We start from the raw sequence: 26,576 nt of genomic DNA, 5'->3' as shown, positions 1-26,576 counted from the left end.
TGCTGCGCCGCCCAAACGATCAGAGAAATGCCTTCGCGCTCGATACGTGCGCAATCGCACGGCACAATCTAAAATATTGGCCGATAATGCCACAACCCCAGCGCTAGTAAAGGGCTGCGGCCACGCACCCGTGAACGGCAGTTCTCAGGATCGATACGAGGTCCGCCCGACGATGGTTTCGTCCAACCGATCAATATTCGATGGCGAGCCGCTTGCGAACTTCGTCAACGCGCTTGTCCAGCGCATCGAACCGCGCATGGATCGAACGGTCGTGGAGATAGAAGACATAGCCGCCGGCGAGGAACGCGAAGATCCAATGGTGATGCTCGACATAGCCAAAAATCGCCTCGACGACCTGGCCGATGAATGTGACCACGCTCCACACGAATTCCATTGCAATTCCTCCCGGCAGGCTTGGTCTTCGGCCGCCGGCGATTTCTGCACGCTTTTCCCACAAGATCCGGCGGCCGTTGCCGGAACCTAGCATGGCCCCCATGCTGCGAGTAGCGGCTCGCTGAACGGTGACGGCAAAGCAGATTGCAGCCGCGGCAAAACTCTGCGAAGTCTCGTCCGTTCGTACGACCTGCTTGATCTGACGATCCGGACCCGCCAATGCCTTCTGTCTTCGAGACGTCGCCCACCGCCATCCCGATCACCTTCGTCACCAAGTCGAGCTGGGATGAGGTCGCCGAGACGCTGCCGCCGGCGCAACGCCAGTTCGCCACAGCCAGCGCCTTCGCCGGCAAGCCCGGCGGCTATCTCGCGCTGCCAGCGCCCGACGGCGCAATTGCACAGGTGCTGTTCGGCCTCGATGACCGGGGCGCAAGATCGCGCGACCCGTTCCGGCCGGGTGCCCTGCCCGGCCTGCTGCCGCCCGGCACTTATCGCTTTGCCAATGCACCGCACGATGCGCGGCTGGCGGCGCTCGCTTTCGCACTGGGATGCTATCGCTTCGCGCGCTACCGCAAGGCTGATCGTCCCGATGTCCGGCTGGTGCCGCCCGATGGCGTCGACGCGACCGAGATCGAGCGGATCGCCGATGCCGCGATGCTGGCGCGTGACCTCATCAACACGCCGTCCAACGACATGGGCCCGGAGGAGCTGGCCGCAGCCGCGCAAGACCTCGCCGCCGAATTCGGCGCAAGCTTCGCCTGCACCATCGGCGAGGATTTGAAGACGGATTTTCCGCTGATCCACGCCGTCGGCATGGCGTCCGACCGCGCGCCGCGGCTGATCGACATCATCTGGGGCGACCGCAGCCATCCCAAGGTGACGCTGGTCGGCAAGGGCGTCTGCTTCGACACCGGCGGGCTCGACCTGAAGCCGTCGAGCGGCATGCTGATCATGAAGAAGGACATGGGCGGCGCCGCCAACGTGCTGGCGCTGGCGCGCATGGTGATGGACGCGAAGCTGAAGGTCCGGCTGCGCGTGCTGATTCCGGCCGTGGAAAACGCGGTCGCCGGCAATGCCTTCCGCCCGCTCGACATCTTCACCTCGCGCAAGGGCATCACCGTCGAAATCGGCAACACCGATGCGGAAGGCAGGCTGGTGCTCGCCGACGCGCTGGCGCTGGCCGACGAGGAGAAGCCGGACTTGCTGATTGATCTGGGCACGCTGACCGGCGCCGCGCGCGTCGCGCTGGGGCCGGATTTACCGCCCTTTTACACCAATGATGAGACGCTGGCCGCCGACGTCGCGCGCTGCGCAATGAAGGAGAATGATCCGTTGTGGCGCATGCCACTGTGGGCGCCTTACGATGCGTGGCTGGATTCCAAGACGGCCACCATCACCAATGCGCCGTCCGGCGGCTTTGCCGGCTCGATCACCTGCGCGTTGTTCCTGCAACGCTTCGTCGAAGAGGCCAGGAGCTGGCTGCATGTCGACATCTTTGGCTGGACGCCGTCGGCGAAACCGGCACGGCCCGAAGGCGGCGAATGCCAGGCTGCCCGCGCCATCTACGCATTGCTGAGCGAGCGCTATGCATGACCCAAGACACGATCCAAGGCTGACGCCGGCGCGGGGCGATCTCGCCGCGAAATATCTCGAAGGCAAGGTCGAGGCGGAGCGCTTCGTCACCGGCGAGGAATTCGAGGTGATCGAGGCGAGCGCGCCCGTGCGCGAGCAGCCGTCGCCGAACGCGATGCTGATGACCGAGGCGCTGCGCGGCGAACGCGTCACCATCTACGACCGCAACGGCGAAGGCTGGGCCTGGGGTCAGCTCAACGGCGATGGCTATGTCGGCTGGCTGCCCGATGCGGCGCTGGCAAAACCATTGGCCGAACCGACGCACAAGGTCACTGCGCTCAGCACCCTTGCCTTTCCCGGCCCCTCGATCAAGCTGCCCCCGGTGGACACGCTGGTCCTGGGCGCGAAGATTGCCGTTGCCCGTGAGGACGCAGGCTTTGCCGTGACGCGCAATGGGCAATACCTGCCGAAGATGCATCTTGCGCCACTCGACCATCGCGAACCGGACTTCGTTGCCGTGGCGGAGCGCTTCGTCGGCACGCCCTATCTCTGGGGCGGCAAGAGCAGCCTCGGCATCGATTGCTCGGGCCTGGTCCAGGTCTCGCTGACATCAGCAGGCATCGGCTGCCCGCGCGACAGCGACATGCAGCAGGCAGGCATCGGCCGCACGCTGGAGGCGCATGAGACGAAGACGCTTCAACGCGGCGATCTGATCTTCTGGAACGGCCATGTCGCCATCGTTCGCGACGGCAGCACTATGGTTCATGCCAACGCGCATCACATGGCGACCGTGATCGAGCCGATCGAGCCGGCGATCGCGCGGATCAGGCAGGCTGGCAGCGAGGTCGCCGCGATCAAGCGGCTGTAGAGCGTGGATCGAGCGGATCGGAAACGCGACCTTGCTCTTGGAACAGGCTTCGGGACGCAGTTGCTGACATAACGGAACCTCTCATTCTCTAAGCACAATTACGCCCTGCCCTCGAAAGGCCAGCGCGCTCCCGGCAAATCGGCACCTCGCGGCGCAGCTACGGAACAAACGTTACATCTGAGGAGATATGCGGAACGAAACGCGACGTTAGTCTTTCTCTGGCTTTGGGAGGTGCCCCATGAGTTCTCAGGCCAGAGAAGGCGCGTGTGCGTTCGCTTGGCGACACTACTTGCTGCTCCATAGCGGCGTCAGCGAGAACGACAGCAGGCGTTCCGCCCTCTACAGCTACATCTCCAATCTTCGCGATACCGGCGAGGATGATTTCAATCTCTTGCAAACAGCCGCAGTCGCCTACTTGAAAAAGCTCGACGAATTGCATGACGACCAATGTGCTAGGCTCGCGGCAGATCAGGCTTTGGCCGAATGTTTGGAAGCAAGCAATTCACAATCCGGCAGATAGCTTTAGGCAATAATACCAGAGCGAAGGAGCGAACAGCATGGCAGACAGTACCAATGCAGACCGTTTCGCACGCGACCAGCAACGGCGCATCGCCGCAGCGACAGCAATCGGCATGAACGCCCTGAAGCCGATGATGCACTTTCAGGTCTCGATGCTGAGGATGTGGGCCGATAGTATCGAGAGGATCGAGGCCAGTTACGAAAAGCGGTTGGAAGAAACTGCGACCAAGATCGAGGAACCGTCAGACAAGGAACGCGCCGCGTAAAATCAACGCGACTTGTCAGGTGCAGCCTTTTGCGAAACGCTCCGGGCGTCGCGTCGTCGCACGCCCGGATGACGGCTAGGTCGCCACCGAGCCGTTCCCGGCCGTCTCCAGCCGGAACGCCGCGGCGAACAGCGCGCGGGTGTAATCGGTCTTCGGGTTCTTGAAGAGCTCGGCGGCCTGGCCTTCCTCGACCACCTTGCCGCCGCGCATCACGATGAGGTGGCTGGCGAGCGAGGCGACGACGCGCAGGTCGTGCGAGATGAACATGTAGGTGAGATCGCGCTTGCGCTGGAGTTCTCGCAGGAGATCGACCATCTGCGCCTGGAACAGCATGTCGAGCGCGCTGGTCGGCTCGTCCAGCACGACGAAATCCGGCTCCAGCACCACCGCGCGTGCGATGCTGATGCGCTGGCGCTGGCCGCCGGAGAATTCGTGCGGATAGCGGTAGCGCGTATCCGGCTTCAGCCCGACGTCCTCGAGCGCCTTGACGACGCGCGCCTCGCGCTCCTCGCGCGACAGGTTTGGCTGATGCACGGACAGGCCTTCGGCAACGATGTCCGCGACCGACATGCGCGGGCTGAGCGAACCGAACGGATCCTGGAACACGATCTGCATGTCGCGTCGATAGGGCCGCATCTCCTTGAAGCGGAGGCCCTGGATGTCATTGCCCAGGAACACGATGCGTCCGTTCGAGGAAATCAGCCGCAACAGCGCCAGCCCCAGCGTGGTCTTGCCCGAGCCGGATTCGCCGACGACGCCGAGCGTCTCGCCCTTGCGCACGGCGACATTGACGCCGTCGACCGCCTTGATGTGACCCACGGTCTTGCGCATCAGGCCGCGCTTGATCGGGAACCACACTTTCAAATCATTGGCCGACATCACCACCGGCGCACCGGGCTGCGGCGGCGCCGGATCGGGCTTCGGCTCCGCCGCGAGCAGATCGCGCGTATAGGGATGTTTCGGGGTCCTGAAGACCTGCTCGACCGGCCCCTGCTCGACGATCTCGCCGTTCTTCATGACACAGACATGATCGGCGATGCGGCGTACGATGCCGAGATCGTGGGTGATGAAGAGCAGGCTCATGCCGAGCCGCGCGCGGATCTCGGCGAGCAGCGCCAGGATCTGCGCCTGCACGGTGACGTCGAGCGCCGTGGTCGGCTCGTCCGCAATCAACAGATCCGGCTCGTTGGCGAGCGCCATCGCGATCATCACGCGCTGGCGCTGGCCGCCGGAGAGCTGGTGCGGATAACTCTTCAGCCGCGTTTCGGGCTCGGGGATGCCGACCTGGGTCAGCAGCTCCAGCGTCCGCTTGCGCGCCTCGGCATTGCTGGTCGGATTGTGCAGCTGGATGATCTCGCCGATCTGCGCCTCGATCGTGTGCAGCGGATTGAGCGAGGTCATCGGCTCCTGGAAGATGATGGAGATGTCGCTGCCGCGGATCTCCCGCATCTGCTGCTCGGACTGATCGATCAGTTCCTGCCCCTTGAAGCGGATGCTGCCCGAAGGATGCGAAGCGTTCGGATAAGGCAATAGCTTCAGGATCGAGAGCGCGCTGACCGACTTGCCGGAGCCGGACTCGCCGACCAGCGCCACGCATTCGCCGCGCTTGATCTGGAACGAGACCTTGTCGACCGCGACCGTGGTGGCGCCGCCCTGGTGGAAGGCCACCGAGAGGTCGCGCACGCTGAGCAGGGGCTGGTTGATCGCGTCCATCGGACTACCTGAACGTCTTGCGCGGATCGAAGGCGTCGCGCACGGCTTCGCCGATGAAGATCAAGAGCGACAGCATGATCGCGACCGAGAAGAAGCCGGAGAAGCCGAGCCAAGGTGCCTGCACGTTGGATTTGGCCTGCGACAGCAATTCGCCGAGCGAGGGCGATCCCGGTGGCAAGCCGAAGCCCAGAAAATCCAGCGCCGTCAGTGTCATCACGGAACTCGACACGATGAAGGGCAGGAACGTCATGGTCGCGACCATCGCGTTCGGCAGCAAATGGCGGAACATGATGACCGGGTTGGAGACGCCGAGCGCCCGCGCCGCCTGGATGTATTCGAAGTTGCGGCCGCGCAGGAACTCGGCCCGCACGAGGCCGACCAGCGAGACCCAGGAGAACAGCAACAGGATGCCGAGCAGCACGAAGAAGCCGGGCACGAGGACCGAGGACAGGATCAGGAGCAGGTAAAGCGAGGGAATGGCGGTCCAGATCTCGATGAAGCGCTGGAAGATGAGGTCGACCCGGCCGCCGAAGTAGCCCTGCACCGCGCCCGCTGCGATGCCGATGACGGATGAGACGATGGTGAGGCAAAGGCCGAACAGCACCGAGATGCGGAAGCCGTAGATCAGCCGCGCCACCACGTCGCGGCCCTGATCGTCGGTGCCGAGCCAGTTGTATTCGAGATCGCGGCAGCTCTTCAGCCCCTTCTTCTCCACCACCGGCTGGCACTGCTTCTCCGTCAGCATCCAGGTTGGCGGCGACGGCGCCGGCGTCGGCAGGTCGAGATTGTGGGTGTCGTAGGAGTAACGGATCAGCGGCCAGACAATGGTGCCGCCCTTGTCCTTGATGAGCTTCTGCAAGTAGGGGTCGCGGTAATCGGCCGCCGTCTCGAAATCGCCGCCGAAGGTCGTCTCCGAATAGGTGACGAAGGCCGGCCAATAGAGGCGGCCGTCGAATTTGATCAGGAAGGGCCGATCATTGGCGATCAGCTCAGCGAACAGCGAGATCACGAACAGGGCGATGAATATCCAGAACGACCAGTAGCCGCGGCGGTTGGCCTTGAAGTTCTGCCATCGCCGCCTGTTGAGCGGCGAAGGGGCAAACGGCTTGCGCGTGATCGGAACGATCTCGCCCAGCGGAGACTGGGTCGTGGTCTCGATCGGCGTCGGAGCGGTGATCGTCATCAGACCTCCCGCGCCTCGAAATCGATCCGGGGGTCGATCCACATATAGGTCAGGTCGGAGATCAGGTTGATCACGAGGCCGACCAACGAAAAAATGTAGAGCGTGCCGAACACCACGGGATAGTCGCGGTTGAGCACGCTCTCGAAGCTGAGCAGTCCCAGCCCGTCCAGCGAGAAGATGGTCTCGATCAGAAGCGAGCCCGAAAAGAAGGCGTGGATGAAGGTCCCGGGAAATCCGGCGATCACGATCAGCATCGCGTTGCGGAAGACATGGCCGTAAAGCACCCGGCCCTCGCTGCACCCCTTGGCGCGCGCGGTCATCACGTATTGCTTGCGGATTTCGTCCAGGAACGAGTTCTTGGTCAGGAACGTCATGGTGGTGAACGCGCCGAGCCCCATGGCAATCAGCGGCAGCGTAAGATGCCAGAAGTAATCGACGATCTTCCAGTACCAGGGAAATTGCGACCAGCCGTCCGAGGTCAGTCCGCGCAGCGGGAACCAGTTGAAGAAGGAGCCGCCGGCAAACAGGATGATCAGGAGGATCGCGAACAGAAAGCCGGGAATGGCATAGCCCAGCACGAGCACGGTCGACGTCCAGGTGTCAAAACGCGTGCCGTCCTTCACCGCCTTGCGGATGCCGAGCGGAATCGAGATCAGATAGGTGATCAGCGTCAGCCAGAGGCCAAGCGAGATCGAGACCGGCAGCTTCTCCTTGATCAGCTGAAGCACGCTGACGTCGCGGAAATAGCTCTTGCCGAAATCGAAGCGGGCGAAATTCCACACCATCAGTGCGAAACGTTCCGGCGCCGGCTTGTCGAAGCCGAACTGCGCCTCGAGCTTCTTGATGAAATCAGGGTCGAGCCCCTGCGCACCGCGGTATTTCGAGTTGATGGCATCGCCACCGGCGCCGACCTGCCCCGGCGCGCGCTGCGCAAAGTCGCCGCCGCCCGAAATGCGCGAGGTCCCGCCGGTATCGGCTCCCGAGAGCTGCGCAATCACGCGTTCGACCGGGCCGCCCGGCGCGAACTGCACCACGACGAAGGACACGAAGAGGATCCCGAGCAGGGTCGGGATCATCAGAAGGATGCGACGGGCGATATAGGCGCTCATGGCTATTTCGACTGCTCGAGCTTGGCCGCCTTGGCGGGTTCATGCCACCAGATATCGGGCGCGCCCACGCCATTGGCATAACGCGGCAGCTTCTGTGGATGGCCGAACTGGTCCCAATAAGCCAGCCGGTGCGTCTTGTTATACCATTGCGGCACCCAGTAGCGACCGGCGCGGAACAGCCGATCGAAGGCACGACAGGCGACGGTCAGCTCTTCGCGGCTATCGGCCGCCATGATCTTCTCGATCATGGCATCGATGGCCGGGTTGGCGACGCCGGCGAGATTGTACGAGCCCTTGGTGTTCGCGACCTGCGAGGAGAAGAACGCGCGCATGGCGTCGCCCGGCGTCGCCGACATGCTGAAGCGCTGGATCGTCATGTCGAAGTCGAAATCTTCCTGGCGCGCCTTGTGTTGCACGGCATCGACGAGGCGCACGCTCGCTTCGATGCCGAGCGTCGCCAGATTCTTGATGTAGGGCGCATGGTGCGGCTGGAACGAGGGCTCGTCCAGCAGGAACTCGATCCTGAAGACCTCGCCGTTCGGCAGCACCCGCTTGCCATCCTTAATGGGCACGCCGGCCTCGTTCAGCAGTTGCTGTGCCTTGCGCAACAGGCTGCGGTCCTGCCCGGAGCCGTCGGAAGCCGGCGGCGTGAAAGGCGCCGCGAACACCTCATCGGGGACCTGGCCGCGAAACGGCTCCAGCAGCTTCAGCTCTTCCAGCGACGGAGGCCCGTTGCCCGCCATCAGGTCGGAATTCTGGAATGGCGACACCGTACGGGCATAGGCGCCGTACATGATGGTCTTGTTGGTCCATTCGAAGTCGAAGGCGTTGATCAGGGCCTCGCGCACGCGCGGGTCTTTGAATTTGTCGCGCCGGGTGTTGATGAACCAGCCCTGCGCACCGGACGGCGTATCGTCGGGCACGACCTCCAGCTTGACGCGACCGTCCTTCACGGCCGGAAAGTCGTAGCGCGTCGCCCAGATGCGGGAGGTGAACTCCTCGCGGTAGAGATAGTTCTTGCCGGTAAAACCCTCGAAGGCGACGTCGCGGTCGCGATAGAATTCGTAGCGCACGACATCGAAATTGTAGCTGCCGCGACAAACCGGCAGATCGGCGGCCCACCAGTCCTTCACACGCTCGAATTCGATGTAGCGATTGACCTCGAACCTGCCCACCTTGTAGGGACCGGAACCCAGCGGGATCTCCAGCGACGACTCGTCGAACGGACGAGACGCATAATACGCCTTCGAGAAGATCGGCAGGCCCGCGACATAGAGCGGCACGTCGCGTGCGCGTCCCTTGGCGAAGGTGACAACCAGCGTCGCATCGTCGATCGCTTCCGCGCTCACCATGTCGCGCATCTGCACGATGATCAGCGGATGGCCCTTGGTCTTCAGCGCCGTCAGCGAGAACGCAGCGTCGTGCGCAGTGAGCCTGGTGCCGTCGTGGAATTTCGCCTCGGGCCGCATCGTGAAGCGATAGACCAGCCTGTCCGGCGATATCTCCACGGATTTGGCCGCGAGCCCGTACATCGCGTCCGGCTCGTCATTCGCCCGCACCATCAGCGGCGCGAACGTCATGTCCATGCCTTGCGCGCCGTCGCCCTTGAGAATGAAGGCGTTGAGCGAGTTGAAGGTCTGGTAGGACTGATTGTAGGCGCGCACCGACGGAATGAGGGAGAACGCGCCTCCCTTCGGCGCGCCGACATTGACGTAGTCGAAATGGTGGAAGTCGGCGGGATATTTCAGATCGCCGAACGCGGACATGCCGTGAGCCTCGGTCCCGGCCTCCGATGCACGCGCACCGCGCATCAGCGGCGCACCAAGGGACACGCCGAGGGTGCCGCCGACACCCAAGGCCAGGACATGGCGGCGTGACATCTGCGTCATGCGAGGAATGTCCTTCACGACTTCTTTGCGATCCGAGCCGCCTTGTCCGCGTCGTACCACCAGATGAACGGGAAGCCGGACTGGCCGTATTTGGGCAATTCCGACGGCCGGCCGAAGCGATCCCAGCGCGCCGTGCGCACCTTCGTGTAGGTCCACTGTGGCACGACGTAGTGATTCCACAGCAGCACCCGGTCGAGCGCCTTGGTCGCGGCGACGAGATCGTCGCGATCCGTGGCGTAGATCACCCGCTCGATCAGCTTGTCGACCGCCGGATTCTTGATGCCGGCAATATTGCGCGACCCGGCGATGTCGGCCGTCTTGGACGACCAGAACTCGCGCTGCTCGTTGCCCGGCGACTGCGACTCGCCCCACGAGTTGGTGACGACGTCGAAATCCCAGTCGCGGGTCCTGTTCTCGTATTGGGTCGGATCGACCGTCCGCACGCTAACGGCAATGCCGAGTCGCTCCAGAGAGGGCTTGTAGAACAGCGTGATCCGCTCGAAGCTCGGATCGGAGTTCAGCAGCTCCAGGGTGAACTGGGCACCGGTCTTGACGTCGATTAGCTTGCGGTCGCGCACTTCATAGCCGGCCTCCTTGAACAGGCGCAGCGCCTCGCGCAGATTGTCGCGAACGGCTTCGGGACTGCCGCCGACCGGATTGGTGTAGGCCGTCGTGAAGACCTCGGGCGGGACTTGAGCGCGGACGGTCTCGAGGATTTCCAGCTCTTTACCCTGCGGCAACCCGGTCGCCATGAGCTCGTCGATACCATCGAAATAGCTGCTGATGCGCTTGTACTGACCGTAGAAGATCTGCTTGTTCATCTCCTCGAAGTCGAACGCGTAGTTGAGCGCACGACGCACGCGCGGATCGCTGAACTTGGCACGGCGCAGGTTCGGTACGAAGGCCTGCATGACACCGGAGCTGCGATTGGCGAACTCCTCGAGGATCACGCGCTTTTCGGTCACGGCCGGGAAGTCGTAGGCCGTCGCCCAGTTCTTCGCGCTGTTCTCGGTGCGCCAATCGACCTGATCGGCCTTGAAGGCTTCGATCGCCACCGTGGCGTCGCGGAAATATTCGTAACGTAGCTCGTCGAAATTATTGCGGCCCACATTGGCGGCGAAATCGCGCCCCCAATAGTCCTTGACGCGCTCCAGCGCGATCGATCGTCCGGCAATGAAATCCTTGATCCTGTAGGGACCGGAACCAAGCGGCACTTCGAGCGTGGTGGCAGAGACATCGCGCTTGCGGCCCTGCGCGTCCGTCCCCTCCCACCAATGTTTCGGCAAGACCGTGAGCTGCCCGACGATCTGCGGCAGCTCGCGGTTGCCCGGCGCGTCGAACACGAACTTCACCTCGCGCTCGCCGACCTTCTCGGCCTTCACCACATGGCTGTAGTACGCCGAATACATCGGGTGGTGCTTCTTGAACGAATCGAGCGAGAAGATCACGTCATCGGGGGTAACCGGCTTGCCGTCATGCCATTTGGCCTGCGGCCGCAAACGATAGGTGACGAAGGAGAAATCGTCCGGGTGACTGACGGCCTCGGCCAGCGCGCCGTACTCGGTCGAGACCTCGTCGAGCGAGGGCGTCGTGAGGGATTCATAGATGAACGCGACGGCGCCGGCGACCTGCCCCTTCACACCGGAGACGACGATGTTGAAATTGTCGAATGTGCCGACGGCGATCTGGCGCGCGACGCCGCCTTTGGGCGCTTCCGGATTGACGTAGTCGAAGCGCTTGAAGTCGGCGGGATACTTGACCTTTCCGAACAACGACAGCGCGTGACGCCAGGGAAGCCCATTTGAAGGCAGTTCGCTCGCCGACTGCGCCGCGGCCGCGCCGACGACAGGAATGCCTGCGGAACCGAGGGCGGGGAGCACTGCGGCGGCAGTGCCGGTGAGCAAGAGTTCGCGTCGGGTAATGGCCAAATCAACATCCCTGTCTTGAAGGAGGTTACCCCTTTAAGTGCTCAATATAGGCGAGGTTTCGACGGAAATTGTTGCTTTTTCCTCATCTTGGATAGCCCGCCCCCGCCGTTCGCTGCGGCGAAACGCCCCGATAAACTCGTCGCGAGGCCCGGATACGGAAACGGCCAGGCTTTTCAGCCTGGCCGCAGGAAAGATGAGTAGGTCGAATGCCTTACTTCGACGCCGTCGGCAGCGGCTGAGGATGATCCGACAGCGAGTTCAGATAGGCAATGACGTCGGCGCGCTCGGAATCCTTCGGAATACCGGCGAAGCCCATCGCCGTGCCCGGAATGAAACCCTTCGGATTGGCGATGAACTTGTTGAGATCGTCGAACGTCCAGGTGCCACCCTTGGCCTTCATGGCAGCCGAGAAGTTGAAGCCGCCACGGCCCTGGCCCCTGGCCTCCCCGACGACGCCAAACAGGTTCGGACCGACGCGATTCGGGCCGCCCTTCTCGAAGGTGTGGCAAGCGCCGCACTTCTTGGCGGCGGCAGCACCCTTCTCGACGGAGGCGGTCTGGAGCAGTTTTTCGATCGGCTCGGCCGAAGCAGCGGCAGCGCCGCCTTCCTTGCCGTGACCGGCATCTTCCTTCACGGCGATCTCGAAGCCCGGCTTTTCCGGCATCCTGGGCGAGAACAGCGCGTTCGCGGTGAAGCTCGTCACCAGCAGGATGAGACAGGTGCCGAGCACCGCACCGAGAATCTTGTTGAGTTCGAAAGAGTCCATTTCCGGCCAGGCCCCACCGCAAGAAGGAAATAGCGGCCGGGCGGCCGCCAGGACGAGCCTCGGGAGAATCAAAGCGTTCCTTATTGTTTCCCCGAGTTTTGCCATTGAGATATCGGTTTGCCCGGGGTCTGGCAACCCGTATAAGCGAGCCGGCTTTGAGCCCGTCCCCACCCATTTCTCGGCGCGGAAAACGCCCTGTTTCCAGGTCCTTGAACCGATGATCGATCCCCGCATCCTGGTGCTGATCCCGGCCCGCATGGCCGCCACCCGCCTGCCCGGCAAGCCGCTCGCCGATATCGCGGGCCTGCCGATGATCGTGCATGTGCTGCGCCGCGCCGAGGCCGCCGGCATCGGCCGGGTCGCGGTCGCAACCGACACGGACGAGATCGCCTCGGTCGTGGCAGCCCATGGCGGCGAGGCCGTGATGACCCGCCCCGACCACCCGTCCGGCTCGGACCGCATCCACGAGGCCATGCAGAAGCTCGACCCCGACGGCAAGGCCGAGATCGTGGTCAATCTCCAGGGCGATTTCCCGACGATCACGATCGAAAATATCCGCGAGGTGCTGCCCCCGCTGCGAGACCCGGCCGTGGATATCGCGACACTGGCCTCGCAGATCCACACCGAGGAAGAGGACCTCGCGCCGAGCGTCGTGAAGGCGATCGGAACCTCGCTTGGCGGCAGGCGGATGCGCGCACTTTATTTCACCCGCGCGACCGCCCCGACCGGCGACGGACCGCGTTACCACCATATTGGCCTTTATGCCTATCGCCGCGCCGCGCTGGAGCGCTACGTCTCGCTGCCGCCCTCACCACTGGAATTGCAGGAGAAGCTCGAGCAGCTTCGGGCGCTCGAGGCCGGCATGCGGATCGATTTCACCATTGTCGACACCGTGCCTCGCGGGGTTGACACGCCGGCGGACCTCGAGACCGCGCGCAGCATCCTTTCCAAATCCTGAGCCGCTGTTACAAGGCCGAGCATGAGCAAGCTGAAGATCGCATTCCAGGGCGAGCCTGGGGCCAATTCCCACATCGCCATCGTCGAGGCCTATCCCGACGCCGAGCCGATGCCCTGCGCCACTTTCGAGGACGCGCTGTCGGCGATCTCGTCGGGGGAGGCCGATCTCGGCATGATCCCGATCGAGAATTCGGTCGCCGGCCGCGTCGCCGACATCCATCATCTGCTGCCGGCCTCCGGCCTCTTCATCGTCGGCGAATGGTTCTTGCCGGTCCGGCATCAGCTGATGGCGGTGAAAGGGACCAGGCTCGACGACATCAAGAGCGTCGAGAGCCACGTGCACGCGCTCGGCCAGTGCCGGCGCATCATCCGCAAGCTTGGCATCAAGCCGATCGTGCACGCCGACACCGCCGGCAGCGCCCGCGACATCTCCGAGCGCAACGACAAGACCGTCGCCGCGATCGCCTCGCGCCTGGCGGCAAAGATCTACGGCCTCGACATCCTGGTCGAGGACATCGAGGACGAGGCGCACAACACCACGCGCTTCGTGGTGCTGGCGCGCGAGCCGAAATGGGCGGCACAAGGCGCCGGCTCGCTGGTCACCACGTTCGTCTTCCGCGTGCGCAATCTGCCCGCCGCGCTCTACAAGGCGCTGGGCGGCTTTGCCACCAACGGCGTCAACATGACCAAGCTCGAGAGCTACATGGTCGACGGCAATTTCTTCGCCACGCAGTTCTATGCCGACGTCGATGGGCATCCCGAAGACAAGGGCCTCGCCTTCGCGATCGAGGAGCTGAAATTCTTCTCGCGCGAATTCCGCATCGTCGGCGTGTATCCGGGCCACCCGTTCCGGGCGACGTTCAGCGAGACGCAGCAGGATTGATGCCGTTGTTCCGGGGCACGCGCAGCGTGAACCCGGAACCTCGAGATTCCGGTTTCGACGCTTCGCATCGCCCCGGAATGACGGTCAATGACTAGCGGCCTGCTTCTCCAGCCCGAACGCCTCCGCCAGCAGCGAATACGATTTCTTCCGCGCCTCGTGGTCGTACACGGCGGTGATCACCATCAACTCGTCCGGCTTGCTCGCATCCATCAGCGACTGAAGCTTTTTCTGCACCGTCGCGGGGCTGCCGACGAACAGGCGCGAGCGGTTGCGCAGAATCGAGGTGCGCTCGGAGTCGGTATAAGGATAGGCCAGCGCCTCCTCGACGCTCGGCAGCGGCAGGTATTGACCGCGGTCGCGGCGCAGGCGGTTGAGGTCGAACGAGGCGGCCAACATTTCGGCTTCCTCATCCGTGTCGGCCGTGATGACGGCGACCGCGAGAATGGCGTGCGGCGAGGCGCGCCAGGCCGAGGGCTGAAAACGGTTACGGTAATGCACCATCGCATCGATTGCGTCGTGGGATGCGAAGTGATGGGCGAAGGCGAAGCCCATGCCGACCTGCGCGGCGAGCTCCGAGGAATAGTCGCTGGAGCCGAGCAGCCAGATCGGCGGCAGATTGGTGTCGTCGGGCATCGCGACGACGTTGTTGTAGGGATGGCCCGAGGGGAATTCGCGGGTTTCCCACAGGATCAATTCGTGCAGCCGCTCCAGGAAATCGTCGCCCTCGCGGCGGTCGAGCCGACTGCGCAGCGCATAGGCCGTAGCGCCGTCGGTGCCTGGCGCGCGACCCAGGCCAAGGTCGATGCGACCGGGAAACAGCGCCTCCAGCATCTTGAAGCGCTCGGCCACGACCAGCGGGGCGTGGTTGGGCAGCATCACGCCGCCGGAGCCGACGCGGAGGTGCTTGGTCACCGCCGCGATCTGCCCGATCATCACGTCGGGCGCAGGACTGGCGACCGAGGCGAGGTTGTGGTGCTCGGCGAGCCAGTAGCGAACATAGCCGAGCGCATCGACATGCCGCGCCAGATCGATGCTGTTGCGCAGCGCCGCGGCGGGTTTCGTGCCTGTGGTGACGACGGAGAGGTCGAGGACTGAGAGCGGGATCATGGCGCGTTAACGTAGTGGAGGGCCGCGCCGGGGCAATGGGCGGACCGCGCAGGTCTGGCGTGTGCGGTCCGCCGGCGATCGGCCAGACCGGCGGTGGGACGAGATCCGGATACGTAACACTGGATTCACACTGCCCATCAACAGTGGCGGGCTGCACGCCAGACACGCCGCCTCACTTGTAGATGATATATCTAATATATTTTGATTTTCGACGATTCCCACGCTTCTTTCATTTCGCCAGATAATGCGCGTATTCCGGGCGCAAGTGGGCCACTTCCCATCCGCGATGGGCTGTCGAATGGGGCCGTTCTGGCCTATCTTAGCTGCTCCCAAGCCAGGCCTGATCGCCGGCTGCCAAGACCCTGGCAAGACCTGAAGTGAGTGGTGCGATGACCGACCTTTCGACCTCTGCCCAAGCCAACGGGCAAGACGGGCACCTTGCCGCGAAGCGGCCTGCAATCTCCTTCGAGTTCTTTCCGCCCAAGACCGAGGAGATGGAGCGCAATCTCTGGGACACCATCAACCGGCTGGCCCCGCTCGACCCGAAATTCGTCTCGGTGACCTATGGCGCCGGCGGCTCGACCCGCGAGCGCACCCACTCCACCATCGCCCGCATCCTGAAGGAGACCGCGCTGCTGCCGGCCGCGCATCTAACCTGCGTCGGCGCCTCGCGCGGCGAGATCGACGAGATCGTCGACCGCTATCACGAGGTCGGCGTCCGCCACATCGTCGGCCTGCGCGGCGATCCCGTTGGCGGCATCGGCACGCCCTATTGCAGCCATCCCGACGGCTACCAGAGTTCTGCTGACCTCGTTGCCGGCATCAAGAAGCGGCATAGCGATATCGAGGTGTCCGTATCCGCCTATCCCGAGAAGCACCCCGAAGCGCGCGACTTCGACGCCGACATCGACACGCTGAAGGCCAAGGTCGATGCGGGTGCGACGCGCGCGATCACCCAGGTGTTCTTCGATAACGACCTTTACTTCCGCTATCTCGACCGCGTCCGCGCCCGCGGCATCGACATCCCGATCGTCCCGGGCATCATGCCCATGCACAATTTCAAGCAGGCCCGTAATTTCGTCACCCGCGCCGGCACCACCGTGCCGGACTGGTTCGCCGCGAAGTTCGAGGGCCTCGATGACGACGCCGAGACCCGCAAGCTGGTGGCCGCGACCGTTGCGGCGGGCCAGGTGCAGAAGCTGGCCAAGCACGGCGTCGACACCTTCCATTTCTACACCATGAACCGCGCCGATCTCGTGTTCGCGATCAGCCATTTGCTCGGCATTCGCGCCAAGAGCGCACAGAAGGCGGCTTGAGACAACATGACCGTGTCCACCTCTCCCAAGCGAACTGCCCTGCTCAACGCCGCGCGCGAGCGTATTCTCGTGCTCGACGGCGCCATGGGCACGATGATCCAGAATCTCCAGTTCGACGAGGCCGCCTTCCGCGGCGAGCGCTTCAAGAACTTCCATCGCGACCTGCGCGGCAACAACGACCTGCTGATCCTGACCCAGCCGCAGGCGATCGAGGACATCCACGCCGCCTATTTGCGCGCCGGCGCTGACATCGTCGCCACCAACACCTTCTCGACGACCTCGATCGCGCAGGCCGATTACGATCTCACCGACATCGTCTACGAGATGGCGCGCGAAGGCGCCCGCCTCGCCGGCAATGCGGCACGGCGCGTCGCCGCCGAGGACGGCAAGCCGCGCTTCGTTGCGGGCGCCATCGGCCCCACCAACCGCACCGCCTCGATCTCGCCCGACGTGTCCAATCCCGGCTACCGCGCCGTCACCTTCGACGACCTGCGCAAATCCTATGGCGAGCAGATCAAGGGCATGCTCGACGGCGGCGTCGACCTGCTGCTGGTCGAGACCATCTTCGACACGCTGAACGCCAAGGCGGCGCTCTATGCGATCGCCGAGATCACGGAAGAGCGCGGCATCGACGTGCCCGTGATGGTGTCAGGCACCATCACCGACAAGTCCGGCCGCCTGCTTTCTGGTCAGATGCCGGAAGCGTTCTGGAATTCGGTGCGGCATGCCAAGCCGATCACCATCGGCTTCAACTGCGCGCTCGGTGCCGAAGACCTGCGCGCCCATATCGCCGACATCGGCCGCGTCGCCGATACGCTGGTTTGCGCCTATCCGAATGCGGGCCTGCCCAACGAATTCGGCCAGTATGACGAGACACCCGAGTACATGGCCCGCCTGATCGGCGAGTTCGCGCGCGACGGCCTCGTCAACATCGTCGGCGGCTGCTGCGGCACCACGCCGGACCATATCGCGGCGATCGCCGCTGCCGTCGCCCCGCACAAGCCGCGCATCGTGCCCGAGATCGCGCCGCGCCTGCGTCTCTCCGGCCTCGAGCCGTTCGTGCTGACCGATGCGATTCCCTTCGTCAATGTCGGCGAGCGCACCAACGTCACCGGCTCCGCCCGCTTCCGCAAGTTGATCACCGCCGGCGACTACACCGCCGCGCTGCAGGTCGCGCGCGACCAGGTCGAGAACGGCGCGCAGATCATCGACGTCAATATGGACGAAGGCCTGCTCGATTCCGAGGCGGCGATGGTGACCTTCCTCAACCTCGTCGCCGCCGAGCCCGACATCGCCCGCGTCCCCGTGATGGTCGATTCTTCGAAATTCTCGGTGATCGAGGCCGGCCTGAAATGCGTGCAGGGCAAGCCGGTCGTCAACTCGATCTCGATGAAGGAAGGCGAGGAGAAGTTCATCCACGAGGCCAAGATCGCCCGCCGTCATGGCGCGGCCGTCGTGGTGATGGCGTTCGACGAGGTCGGCCAGGCCGATACGTTCGCGCGCAAGACCGAAATCTGCAAACGCGCCTACGACATCCTGGTGAACCGCGTCGGCTTCCCGCCGGAAGACATCATCTTCGATCCCAACATCTTTGCGATCGCGACCGGCATCGAGGAGCACAACAATTACGGCGTCGACTTCATCGAGGCGACGCGCTGGATCCGCCAGAACCTGCCGGGCGCGCACATTTCGGGCGGCGTCTCCAATTTGTCGTTCTCGTTCCGCGGCAACGAGCCGGTGCGCGAGGCCATGCACTCGGTGTTCCTGTATCACGCCATCAAGGCCGGCATGGACATGGGCATCGTCAATGCCGGGCAGATGATCGTCTATGACGACATCGATCCCGAGCTGCGCCAGACCTGCGAGGACGTCGTCCTCAACCGCGACGCGGGCGCCTCCGAGCGTCTGCTGGCGCTCGCCGAGAAATTCCGCGGCAAGAAGACCGAGAGCAAGGAAGCCGACCTCGCCTGGCGCGAATGGCCGGTGGAGAAGCGGCTGTCGCACTCGCTGGTCCACGGCATCACCGAATTCATCGAGCAGGACACCGAAGAAGCGCGCAAGAATTCATCGCGCCCGCTCGACGTGATCGAGGGCCCGCTGATGGCCGGCATGAACGTGGTCGGCGATCTCTTCGGCGACGGCAAGATGTTCCTGCCGCAGGTGGTGAAGTCAGCGCGCGTGATGAAGCAGGCGGTGGCCTGGCTGATGCCGTTCATGGAGGAGGAGAAGGCGCGCAACCTTGCGAGCGGCATCGGCACCGAAGCCTCCTCGTCCGCCGGCAAGATCGTGCTCGCGACGGTGAAGGGCGATGTCCACGACATCGGCAAGAACATCGTCGGCATCGTGCTCCAGTGCAACAATTTCGAGGTGATCGACCTCGGCGTCATGGTGCCGGCCGCCAGGATCGTCGAGACCGTGAAGGCGGAGAAGGCCGACATCGTCGGCCTGTCCGGCCTGATCACGCCCTCGCTCGACGAGATGGCGTTCTTCGCCGGCGAATTGCAGCGCGAAGGCCTCAAGCTGCCGCTGCTGATCGGCGGCGCGACCACGAGCCGCGTGCACACGGCGGTGAAGATCGACCCGAGCTATCGCGCCGGACCCGTCGTGCACGTCAACGACGCCAGCCGCGCCGTCGGCGTCGCCTCCGCGCTGCTGTCGCCGGAGAAGCGCGAGGCCTATGCCGCCGACGTGCGCGCCGAATATGCCAAGATATCGGACGCGCATCTGCGTGCGCAGGCGGACAAGAAGCGGCTGAAGCTTAGCGATGCCCGCGCCAACCGCGTGCCGGTCGACTTTGCCGCGAACAAGCCGGTGAAGCCGACCTTCCTCGGCACCAAGAGCTTCGACGAATACGATCTCGCCGAGCTCGTGCCCTATATCGACTGGACGCCGTTCTTCCAGACCTGGGAGCTCGCCGGCCGCTTCCCCGCCATCCTCGACGATGCCAAGGTCGGCGAGGTCGCGCGCTCGCTCTATGACGATGCGCGCAAGATGCTCGACACCATCGTCAAGGAAAAATGGTTCCGGGCGCGCGCCACGGTCGGCTTCTGGCCGGCGAACGCGCAAGGCGATGACATCGTGCTCTATGCCGACGAGAGCCGCACCAAGAGCATCGCGACGCTGCACACGCTGCGCCAGCAGCTCGAGAAGCGCGAGGGCCGCTTCAATGCGGCGCTAGCCGATTTCGTCGCACCTGTTGGCACCGGCGTGCCCGACTATGTCGGCGGCTTCGTGGTCACCGCAGGGATCGGCGAGGATGCGGTCGCCGACCAATTCAAGATGGCCAACGACGACTACTCGTCGATCCTGTGCAAGGCGCTGGCCGACCGCCTCGCCGAGGCCTTTGCCGAACGCATGCATGCCCGCGTGCGCCGCGAGTTCTGGGCCTACGCGCCTAGCGAAGCGCTTTCCAACGAGGAGCTGATCCTGGAGAAGTATCAGGGCATCCGCCCCGCGCCCGGCTATCCCGCGCAGCCCGATCACACCGAGAAGGGGACGCTGTTCGAGCTGCTCGATGCCGAGAACACAGCCGGCGTGAAGCTGACCGAGAGTTTTGCGATGTGGCCGGGCTCCTCCGTGTCCGGGCTCTATTTCGCGAACCCTGCGAGCTATTATTTCGGCGTCGGCAAGATCGAGCGCGACCAGGTCGAGGACTATGCCGCGCGCAAGGGCATGAGCGTCGCGGAGGCCGAGCGCTGGCTGGCGCCGGTGCTCAACTACATCCCGGCGCGCGAGGGGACCGACAAGGCCTTCGCGGCAACGGCGGCGAACGACGAGATGCCGAAGGATCTCGCCTCGCATCCGCCCGGCTGCACCTGCGCGGTGCACCTCGTCTGGCAGAAGAAGCGCGCCGGCGCGGGATAGGTTTCTCGGTGTCGTCCCGGCGAAAGCCGGGACCCATATCGCGTGATGTCTCAATAGCAAACGGTCTTCGTACCGACAGAGGAAAGATCACTGTCGGTCTTCGCCAAACTTCTCCCTGTGGTGATGGGTCCCGGCTTTCGCCGGGACGACGGCAGGGAGAAACCGGCGACCCACAAAAAACTGAAAAACAACCCCATGCACAGTAGGGATGGGGTTGAAAGCCTTGATGAATTTCGGTCTTACCGAAACGACTTGCGCCGTCGGGCAAAACACCTGTAACATTCCATCATCGCCAGCCGCGTGAGTTTCGCACTTCGTCATATGCCGCATGCTCCGATCTCGTGTCCTGGACGTGAACCGGCGCACGGCTCGTGCCGACAAACATCCGATCGGCGCACGGGAGGATGGCATTCGTAATCGTCTGGAAATCCTGGCCATCTGCCTCGCGATGATTGGCGGGATCTTTGTCGCGCATCATGCTGCCCCGCTCGCGGCGGCGGAGGCTGCGCAGCAGCCGTCCAAATCAAACGGTGCCAGCGGAATGCAAACCGTCACAAAGCTCCTCGCCGAACCCCGCTCGCCGTCGCGCGATGACCAGCTTTACTCCGCCGCAGTGGCCCTGTTCAAAGCGATCGAGGCAGGCGAGGCGCCGGTCGAGAGTCGCGACACGCTGGCCAAGGCACTGCGCGAGGTTGCGCTCGGCGGGCACGCCAGCGCGTGGATCGACTATGGCCGCTGCCTCTGGAACGGCTGGGGCGTGCCGCGCGATCGCGACGCGGCGATCGCCGCCTACAAACGCGCGGCCGAACTCGGCTCGGATTATGGCGCCTATCTCGCCGCCTATAATCTCTATTGGACGTTCAGGAAATATGACGACGCCTATGCTTACGCCCAGAAGGCGCTTGCTGGCGGCGATCCCGATGGCGCCGTGCGCTATCTCCTGGGACTGATGGCCTACAATGGTCGCGGGCAACCGAAGGACGTCGCGGCAAGTCTTGCATTGCATCTGGAGTCGGCGAAGCGCGGCAACGCCGATGCCTATTTCGAGCTGTTCGTCTATGCGATGCAAGGCATCGGTGACCGCAACAAGGCAGTGTTCTACCTGAAGCAGGCCGGACAACGCGACCAGCCGCGCGCCTGCGCCAACCTCGGCGCGCTCTATGCCACCGGGCAATTGCCAGGCATCGAGAAGGACCTCAGCGAGTCCATCCACTGGTACAAGCGCGCCGCCGATCTCGGCATCGGCCGTGCCGCCGCAGCGCTCGGCGTGATGGCCATGCGCGGCGAAGGGATGGCGAAGGACCCGGATGCCGCGGAGGCGTATTTCGATCGCGCCGAGGATATGGGGTTTGAACTGGACGAGTATCTGCGGGCAAACGGCGTGACGCGGAGGAAGTAGTCGCCCCCGTGATTCCAAGGCGCGCCAAAGCGCGATCTATGGTGCGCAATCGCGCACCTGAGAATCTCGCGCCACAACCTCGGGATTCCGGGTCCGCGTGCTTCGCACGCGTCCCGCAATGACGAGCCGGAAATCACCCCTTCGGCGGCGCCAGCGGCTGCGCGATCTCCTTGAACGGCGCCAGAGCCTCGCAGCGCTCGGCATGCGCTGACAGCGCCCGATAGCGCGACGCGTCGAACAATTGCGGATGCGCTTCGCGGGTGAAGCGGACGACGCAGGCCACCGCGACGTCGGCATGGCCGATGCGGTCACCCAGCCAATACGGCGTCGTCACCTTGGCGTGCTCGGCTTCGAGCACGCCGAGCACGTCCGCAATCTGCGCCTGGCAACGCTCGACCCACAGCGCAAGCTGCTCCTTCCGCAGCACCCGCTCGTAGAGCAGGCTGACCGCCTTGTCGCCGAGGCCCATGGCAAGCGCGCAGATGCGCAAATGCTTTCGCCGCCCGGCGCCACTGCGCGGCAGCATCGCCTTGTCCTCGCCGACGAGGTCGTCGAGATAGTCCAGGATGATCGTGCTCTCGATCAGCGCCTCGCCGTCGTCGAGCACCAGCGTCGGCACGCGACGCAGCGGATTGTAGGGCGCGATCTTGTCGGCATCGCCGAAGGTCGACCACGGCTTGTGCTCGAAGGCGAGCCCGTAAAGCCGAAGCGCAATCGCGACGCGGCGGACGAAGGGGGAATCATATTGGCCGATCAGGAACATGGGCTGCCATCTCTTCTGGTTGGGTAAAATCTATAGACCACCTTGGTATGCGTCGTCACCTGCACTACTTTGGCGTGCACCTTAGCCAAAGGCCCGGAACGAATGACGGCAAGCAAGTCCCCGCCCCTGAAAGTCATCGGAATTTATTCGCTCAGCGCTGACTGGACGGCATATAGCCGCTTCCTGCGTCAGGAAATCGACGACCGCGACGCGAGCAAATTTCCGGACGAGCTGAAAGGATTCCTGCGCCAACACGGTCGCGGTGATGAAATACGACCGCTTACGGCCGAAGATCGGCAAGAATGGGAACGGTATCTTCGCTCGTACATGGATGACGTAGCGATAATCGAGATGCTCGTAACGGATCCCGACGCTGCTTTCAACATCAGCGAGTTCGTTCAGCCGGATCCATTGCGCCCTGAGAACAAATGGGAAGTGGCATGGAACGCAAAGTTCCTGACCGCCGATGGCGAGACAGTGATCGGCGAATATTCGTGCAAGTTGCCCGACATGCTGCAGTATCGTGTGGTCTTTGCGATTCATTCCTGGAAGCCAGAACTGCCGCTTCGCTCCAGCTATGGCGAGCTTGCGCTTCCGGAAATGGAGTCGCTGCCCGAACGGCTATGGCGCCTCACGCCGTATGAAGTGCCCACCTAAATAGGCTGTGGCCTGGATGGAGCCAGCGCAACCGCGGGTTATCGGAGATTGGACGCGCCGATCCCGGACTAAGCTGCGCTTCATCTGAACTACGGGACGCTCCTACCCCTCCCCCTCATCGCTCGCCAGCACACCCTTCACCGCCCTTGCCCATCCTGCGAGCTTCCGATCGCGCGTGGCCTGGCTCATGTTCGGCCTGAAGCGGTGCTCGAGGCGCCAGTTGTCGGCAAATTTGGTCGGCTCGGGATAGACGCCGGCCTGGAGACCCGCGAGATACGCTGCGCCGAGTGCCGTGGTCTCCTGGATCACGGGACGATCGACGGGAGCATCCAGCAAATCGGCGAGGCGCTGCATGGTCCAGTCAGATGCGGTCATGCCGCCGTCGACGCGCAGCACGACGCTGGCCGTTTCCGAGCTCGGCCAATCCGCGCGCATCGCGGCCCAGAGATCGAAGGTCTGGTAACACACGCTCTCCAGCGCGGCGTGGGCGAGTTCGGCGGGGCCGGTGTTGCGGGTGAGGCCGAACAGCGCGCCGCGCACGCGCGGATTCCAGTAGGGCGCGCCCATGCCGACGAAGGCGGGGACGAGATAGACGCTCTGCATGGAATCGGACTGGTCGGCGAGCGGGCCGGTCTCGGCGGCGTGCTTGATGATGCCGAGGCCGTCGCGCAGCCATTGCACCGCGCTTCCTGCGACGAAGATCGAGCCTTCGAGCGCGTAGGTGCGCTTGCCCTCGAGCTGATAGGCGACGGTGGTGAGCAGCTTGTTCTTCGACACGACAGGCGTGGTGCCGGTATTGAGCAGCGGGAACACTGTCCCGGATTGCGCTGCGCTCCATCCGGGCTACGAAGCTGGCGCGCGTGATATGCAAGTTGAAGAGCGACGGCGGCGCTCGCAATCCGTCATTGCGAGCGCAGCGAAGCAATCCAGAATCCCGCCGCGGAGACAGTCTGGATTGCTTCGTCGCAAGGGCTCCTCGCAATGACGATGTCGAGGCGCCGAGAAGCCCTCATGAGCGAAGCGACATGCGGGGAGGGCTGTCCCGGATGTCGCTGCGCTCATCCGGGCTACGGCCATCCCGCGAACTACTCGATGATCGGCACATGCTTCGCCGCATCGCGCGGCGCCGTGCCGTCGAGGCGGGGGTCGTCGGCGATCTCGATCTGGCGGCGGAAGGGGCGGAAGCCGGAGCGCTGGTAGAATGCGACGGCGGAGGGATGGTCGAAGGTGCAGGTGTGCACCCAGACGCGGCGGACCTCGCCTGACCATGCGCGCTCCAGTGCGCGGTTCATCAGGAAGCGGGCGGCGCCTTTGCCGATCAAACCTGCGGTGACGCCGAAATAGACCAGCTCGCACTGGGCGGGCTCGCGGAAATCCAGCTCCAGCAGGCCTTCGTCGCGGCCGTCCACGGAGAGTGCGTAGACTTCGACGCCCGGCGCGTGGATGACCGCGGCGAGCTCCGCATCATTCATGCGCGGGCGCGAAAACCACAGCCACTCCTCGCCGACGCGACGGAAGAGGCCGCGATACCAAGGAAGCGCGGGAGTATCCACCTTGCGCAGGGACCAGCTGCCTGGCGGATCGTCGCGGCGCGCGGGAGGTGCGGTCATCTCGAGATGGGTGACGACGGCGGCGATCTTGCCGGCGGGAACGTCGGAATAGCCGTCGGGGAGGATCATGCCTGCTTGCTCCGATTCATCGCGAGAGACTCCTGAACTGGCGCGACACACTCCATTGTCGTCCCGGACAAGCGAAGCGCAGCGTAGCGCCGATCCGGGACCCATAGCCACAGGATGGAGTTTGGCGAAGGCTCGGAGTTCGATACTGCCACCATCAACGATCGATAGATTCCGCGGTATGGGTCCCTGCGTTCGCAGGGACGACGATGTGCGTGTCAGCCCTCCCCCTCATCGCTCGCCAGCACGCCCTTCACCGCCCTCGCCCATCCCGCGAGCTTTCGATCGCGCGTCGCCTGGCTCATGTTCGGCCTGAAGCGGTGCTCGAGGCGCCAGTTGTCGGCGAATTTGGTCGGCTCGGGATAGACGCCGGCCTGGAGACCCGCGAGATACGCTGCGCCGAGTGCCGTGGTTTCCTGGATCACGGGACGATCGACGGGAGCATCCAGCAAATCGGCGAGACGCTGCATGGTCCAGTCGGATGCGGTCATGCCGCCGTCGACGCGCAGCACGACGCTGGCGGTCTCCGAGCTCGGCCAGTCCGCGCGCATCGCGGCCCAGAGATCGAAGGTCTGATAACACACGCTCTCCAGCGCGGCATGGGCGAGCTCGGCCGGGCCGGTGTTGCGGGTGAGGCCGAACAGTGCGCCGCGCACGCGCGGATTCCAGTAGGGCGCGCCCATGCCGACGAAGGCGGGGACGAGATAGACGCTCTGCATGGAATCGGACTGATCGGCGAGCGGGCCGGTCTCGGCGGCGTGCTTGATGATGCCGAGGCCGTCGCGCAGCCATTGCACCGCGGAGCCTGCAACGAAGATCGAGCCTTCGAGCGCATAGGTGCGTTTTCCCGCGAGCTGATAGGCGACGGTGGTGAGCAGCTTGTTCTTCGACACCACCGGCGTGGTCCCGGTGTTGAGCAGCGCAAAGCAGCCGGTGCCGTAGGTCGACTTCATCATGCCCGGGCGGAAGCAGGCCTGGCCGATGGTCGCAGCCTGCTGGTCGCCGGCGATGCCGGAGATGACGATGGGGCCGCCGAACAGGTCGGGCGTGCTCTCGCCGAAGCGCGCGGAGGAATCCTTCACCTCGGGCAGCATCGAGCGCGGCACGCCGATGATCTCCAGCAGCTCGTCGTCCCACTGTCCCGTGTGGATGTTGAACAGCAGCGTGCGTGAAGCATTGGTGGCGTCGGTGGCGTGCACCTTGCCGCCGGTGAGGCGCCAGAGCAGATAGCAATCGATGGTGCCGAACATCAATTCGCCGCGCGCGGCACGCGCGCGGGCGCCGGGGACGTGGTCGAGGATCCAGGCGACCTTGGTGCCGGAGAAATAGGGGTCGATGATCAGGCCGGTCTTCTCGGAGATCACCGGCTCGCGGCCGTCCGCTTTCAGTTTCGCGCAGATGTCGGCGGTGCGGCGGTCCTGCCAGACGATGGCGCGGTGCACGGCCTGCCCGGTGGCGCGGTCCCACACCACGGTGGTCTCGCGCTGGTTGGTGATGCCGATCGCGGCGATGTCCTTTGCGCTGATGCCGGCGCGCTCGATGGCCTCGCGGCAGACCATCACGGTCGAGGTCCAGATGTCCTCCGGCTCGTGCTCGACCCAGCCCGAGGCCGGGAAATGCTGCGGAAACTCGGCCTGCGCCTTCGCCGCGATGGAAATATCGCCGCGAAACACGATCGCGCGCGAAGAGGTGGTGCCCTGGTCGATGGCAAGGACGAAAGACATGGCGGCTTACCTTGGCGTTTCCCC

At 64.2% G+C, this 26,576-nt stretch carries 21 protein-coding genes and 1 pseudogene; 10 read left to right on the top strand and 12 right to left on the bottom strand.

Annotated elements, in window-relative coordinates:
• Window positions 1–190: 190 nt before the first annotated feature.
• Window positions 191–394: a hypothetical protein gene (locus GPL20_RS40165; protein ID WP_157330682.1), complete on the bottom strand. Its 204-nt coding sequence runs from the start codon at window positions 392–394 to the stop codon at window positions 191–193.
• A 218-nt stretch (window positions 395–612) separates the two neighbouring features.
• Here GPL20_RS40165 and GPL20_RS16770 point away from each other — a divergent pair, with 218 nt between their 5' ends.
• From GPL20_RS16770 to GPL20_RS16755, 4 genes are all read left to right on the top strand, one after another.
• On the top strand, window positions 613–1,986 hold the full coding sequence (locus GPL20_RS16770) for a leucyl aminopeptidase family protein (RefSeq protein ID WP_157330623.1): 1,374 nt from the start codon (window positions 613–615) through the stop codon (window positions 1,984–1,986).
• The gene (locus GPL20_RS16765) at window positions 1,979–2,833 is read left to right on the top strand and encodes a C40 family peptidase (RefSeq protein WP_157330622.1); all 855 of its coding nucleotides are present in this window, start codon (window positions 1,979–1,981) and stop codon (window positions 2,831–2,833) included. Before GPL20_RS16770 ends, GPL20_RS16765 begins: the two co-directional genes overlap by 8 nt.
• Window positions 2,834–3,071: 238 nt before the next feature.
• The gene (locus GPL20_RS16760; RefSeq protein WP_157330621.1) at window positions 3,072–3,353 is read left to right on the top strand and encodes a hypothetical protein; all 282 of its coding nucleotides are present in this window, start codon (window positions 3,072–3,074) and stop codon (window positions 3,351–3,353) included.
• 37 nt (window positions 3,354–3,390) lie between these two features.
• Window positions 3,391–3,618, top strand: a complete 228-nt coding sequence (locus GPL20_RS16755; RefSeq protein ID WP_157330620.1) for a hypothetical protein — start codon at window positions 3,391–3,393, stop codon at window positions 3,616–3,618.
• 75 nt (window positions 3,619–3,693) lie between these two features.
• Here the strand turns inward: GPL20_RS16755 and GPL20_RS16750 are convergent, their stop codons facing one another.
• The 6 genes from GPL20_RS16750 to GPL20_RS16725 form a co-directional block, all read right to left on the bottom strand.
• Window positions 3,694–5,331: an ABC transporter ATP-binding protein gene (locus GPL20_RS16750; RefSeq protein ID WP_157330619.1), complete on the bottom strand. Its 1,638-nt coding sequence runs from the start codon at window positions 5,329–5,331 to the stop codon at window positions 3,694–3,696.
• A gap of 4 nt (window positions 5,332–5,335) precedes the next feature.
• A complete protein-coding gene (locus tag GPL20_RS16745) occupies window positions 5,336–6,514 on the bottom strand; it encodes an ABC transporter permease (RefSeq protein ID WP_157330618.1) in 1,179 nt (392 codons plus the stop codon).
• Window positions 6,514–7,623 carry a microcin C ABC transporter permease YejB gene (locus GPL20_RS16740; RefSeq protein ID WP_157330617.1) on the bottom strand — a complete coding sequence of 370 codons (1,110 nt, stop codon included), beginning with the start codon at window positions 7,621–7,623 and terminating at the stop codon, window positions 6,514–6,516. The genes GPL20_RS16745 and GPL20_RS16740 overlap by 1 nt, the downstream gene beginning before the upstream one ends.
• 2 nt (window positions 7,624–7,625) lie before the next feature.
• Complete coding sequence (locus GPL20_RS16735; protein WP_167533067.1) at window positions 7,626–9,512, bottom strand: extracellular solute-binding protein; 1,887 nt, start codon at window positions 9,510–9,512, stop codon at window positions 7,626–7,628.
• A 14-nt stretch (window positions 9,513–9,526) separates the two neighbouring features.
• Entirely contained in the window at window positions 9,527–11,440 is a 1,914-nt protein-coding gene (locus GPL20_RS16730; RefSeq protein ID WP_157330616.1) for an extracellular solute-binding protein, read from the bottom strand.
• Window positions 11,441–11,651: 211 nt separating this feature from the next.
• Complete coding sequence (locus GPL20_RS16725; protein WP_157330615.1) at window positions 11,652–12,206, bottom strand: c-type cytochrome; 555 nt, start codon at window positions 12,204–12,206, stop codon at window positions 11,652–11,654.
• Between the two features lie 217 nt (window positions 12,207–12,423).
• On the opposite strand from GPL20_RS16725, the gene GPL20_RS16720 reads away from it, so the two are divergent.
• A complete protein-coding gene (locus GPL20_RS16720; protein ID WP_157330614.1) occupies window positions 12,424–13,164 on the top strand; it encodes a 3-deoxy-manno-octulosonate cytidylyltransferase in 741 nt (246 codons plus the stop codon).
• Window positions 13,165–13,185: 21 nt separating this feature from the next.
• Window positions 13,186–14,046: a prephenate dehydratase gene (locus GPL20_RS16715; protein ID WP_157330613.1), complete on the top strand. Its 861-nt coding sequence runs from the start codon at window positions 13,186–13,188 to the stop codon at window positions 14,044–14,046.
• An 84-nt stretch (window positions 14,047–14,130) separates the two neighbouring features.
• On the opposite strand, the gene GPL20_RS16710 is transcribed toward GPL20_RS16715, so the two are convergent.
• The gene (locus GPL20_RS16710) at window positions 14,131–15,153 is read right to left on the bottom strand and encodes an LLM class flavin-dependent oxidoreductase (RefSeq protein ID WP_157330612.1); all 1,023 of its coding nucleotides are present in this window, start codon (window positions 15,151–15,153) and stop codon (window positions 14,131–14,133) included.
• Window positions 15,154–15,542: 389 nt separating this feature from the next.
• On the opposite strand from GPL20_RS16710, the gene metF reads away from it, so the two are divergent.
• From metF to GPL20_RS16695, 3 genes are all read left to right on the top strand, one after another.
• The gene (gene metF / locus GPL20_RS16705) at window positions 15,543–16,469 is read left to right on the top strand and encodes a methylenetetrahydrofolate reductase [NAD(P)H] (protein WP_157330611.1); all 927 of its coding nucleotides are present in this window, start codon (window positions 15,543–15,545) and stop codon (window positions 16,467–16,469) included.
• A gap of 6 nt (window positions 16,470–16,475) precedes the next feature.
• On the top strand, window positions 16,476–20,333 hold the full coding sequence (metH, locus tag GPL20_RS16700; RefSeq protein WP_157330610.1) for a methionine synthase: 3,858 nt from the start codon (window positions 16,476–16,478) through the stop codon (window positions 20,331–20,333).
• A 541-nt stretch (window positions 20,334–20,874) separates the two neighbouring features.
• Window positions 20,875–21,732, top strand: a complete 858-nt coding sequence (locus GPL20_RS16695; protein ID WP_157330609.1) for a tetratricopeptide repeat protein — start codon at window positions 20,875–20,877, stop codon at window positions 21,730–21,732.
• A gap of 133 nt (window positions 21,733–21,865) precedes the next feature.
• On the opposite strand, the gene GPL20_RS16690 is transcribed toward GPL20_RS16695, so the two are convergent.
• On the bottom strand, window positions 21,866–22,495 hold the full coding sequence (locus GPL20_RS16690) for a glutathione S-transferase family protein (RefSeq protein ID WP_157330608.1): 630 nt from the start codon (window positions 22,493–22,495) through the stop codon (window positions 21,866–21,868).
• A gap of 102 nt (window positions 22,496–22,597) precedes the next feature.
• On the opposite strand from GPL20_RS16690, the gene GPL20_RS16685 reads away from it, so the two are divergent.
• Window positions 22,598–23,152 carry a hypothetical protein gene (locus GPL20_RS16685; protein WP_157330607.1) on the top strand — a complete coding sequence of 185 codons (555 nt, stop codon included), beginning with the start codon at window positions 22,598–22,600 and terminating at the stop codon, window positions 23,150–23,152.
• Between the two features lie 102 nt (window positions 23,153–23,254).
• On the opposite strand, the pseudogene GPL20_RS16680 reads toward GPL20_RS16685, so the two are convergent.
• From GPL20_RS16680 to glpK, 3 genes and pseudogenes are all read right to left on the bottom strand, one after another.
• A pseudogene (locus tag GPL20_RS16680) lies at window positions 23,255–23,971 on the bottom strand (FGGY family carbohydrate kinase); the annotation flags it as partial.
• Window positions 23,972–24,237: 266 nt separating this feature from the next.
• Window positions 24,238–24,831 (bottom strand): GNAT family N-acetyltransferase, encoded by a 594-nt coding sequence (locus tag GPL20_RS16670; RefSeq protein WP_157330605.1) that lies wholly within the window; start codon window positions 24,829–24,831, stop codon window positions 24,238–24,240.
• 215 nt (window positions 24,832–25,046) lie between these two features.
• Window positions 25,047–26,552 (bottom strand): glycerol kinase GlpK, encoded by a 1,506-nt coding sequence (gene glpK / locus GPL20_RS16665; protein ID WP_157330604.1) that lies wholly within the window; start codon window positions 26,550–26,552, stop codon window positions 25,047–25,049.
• Window positions 26,553–26,576 lie beyond the last annotated feature (24 nt).

It is taken from the genome of Bradyrhizobium cajani (assembly GCF_009759665.1).
Classification (GTDB): Bacteria; Pseudomonadota; Alphaproteobacteria; order Rhizobiales; family Xanthobacteraceae; genus Bradyrhizobium; species Bradyrhizobium cajani.
This window is presented reverse-complemented; position numbering and strand designations above follow the sequence as displayed.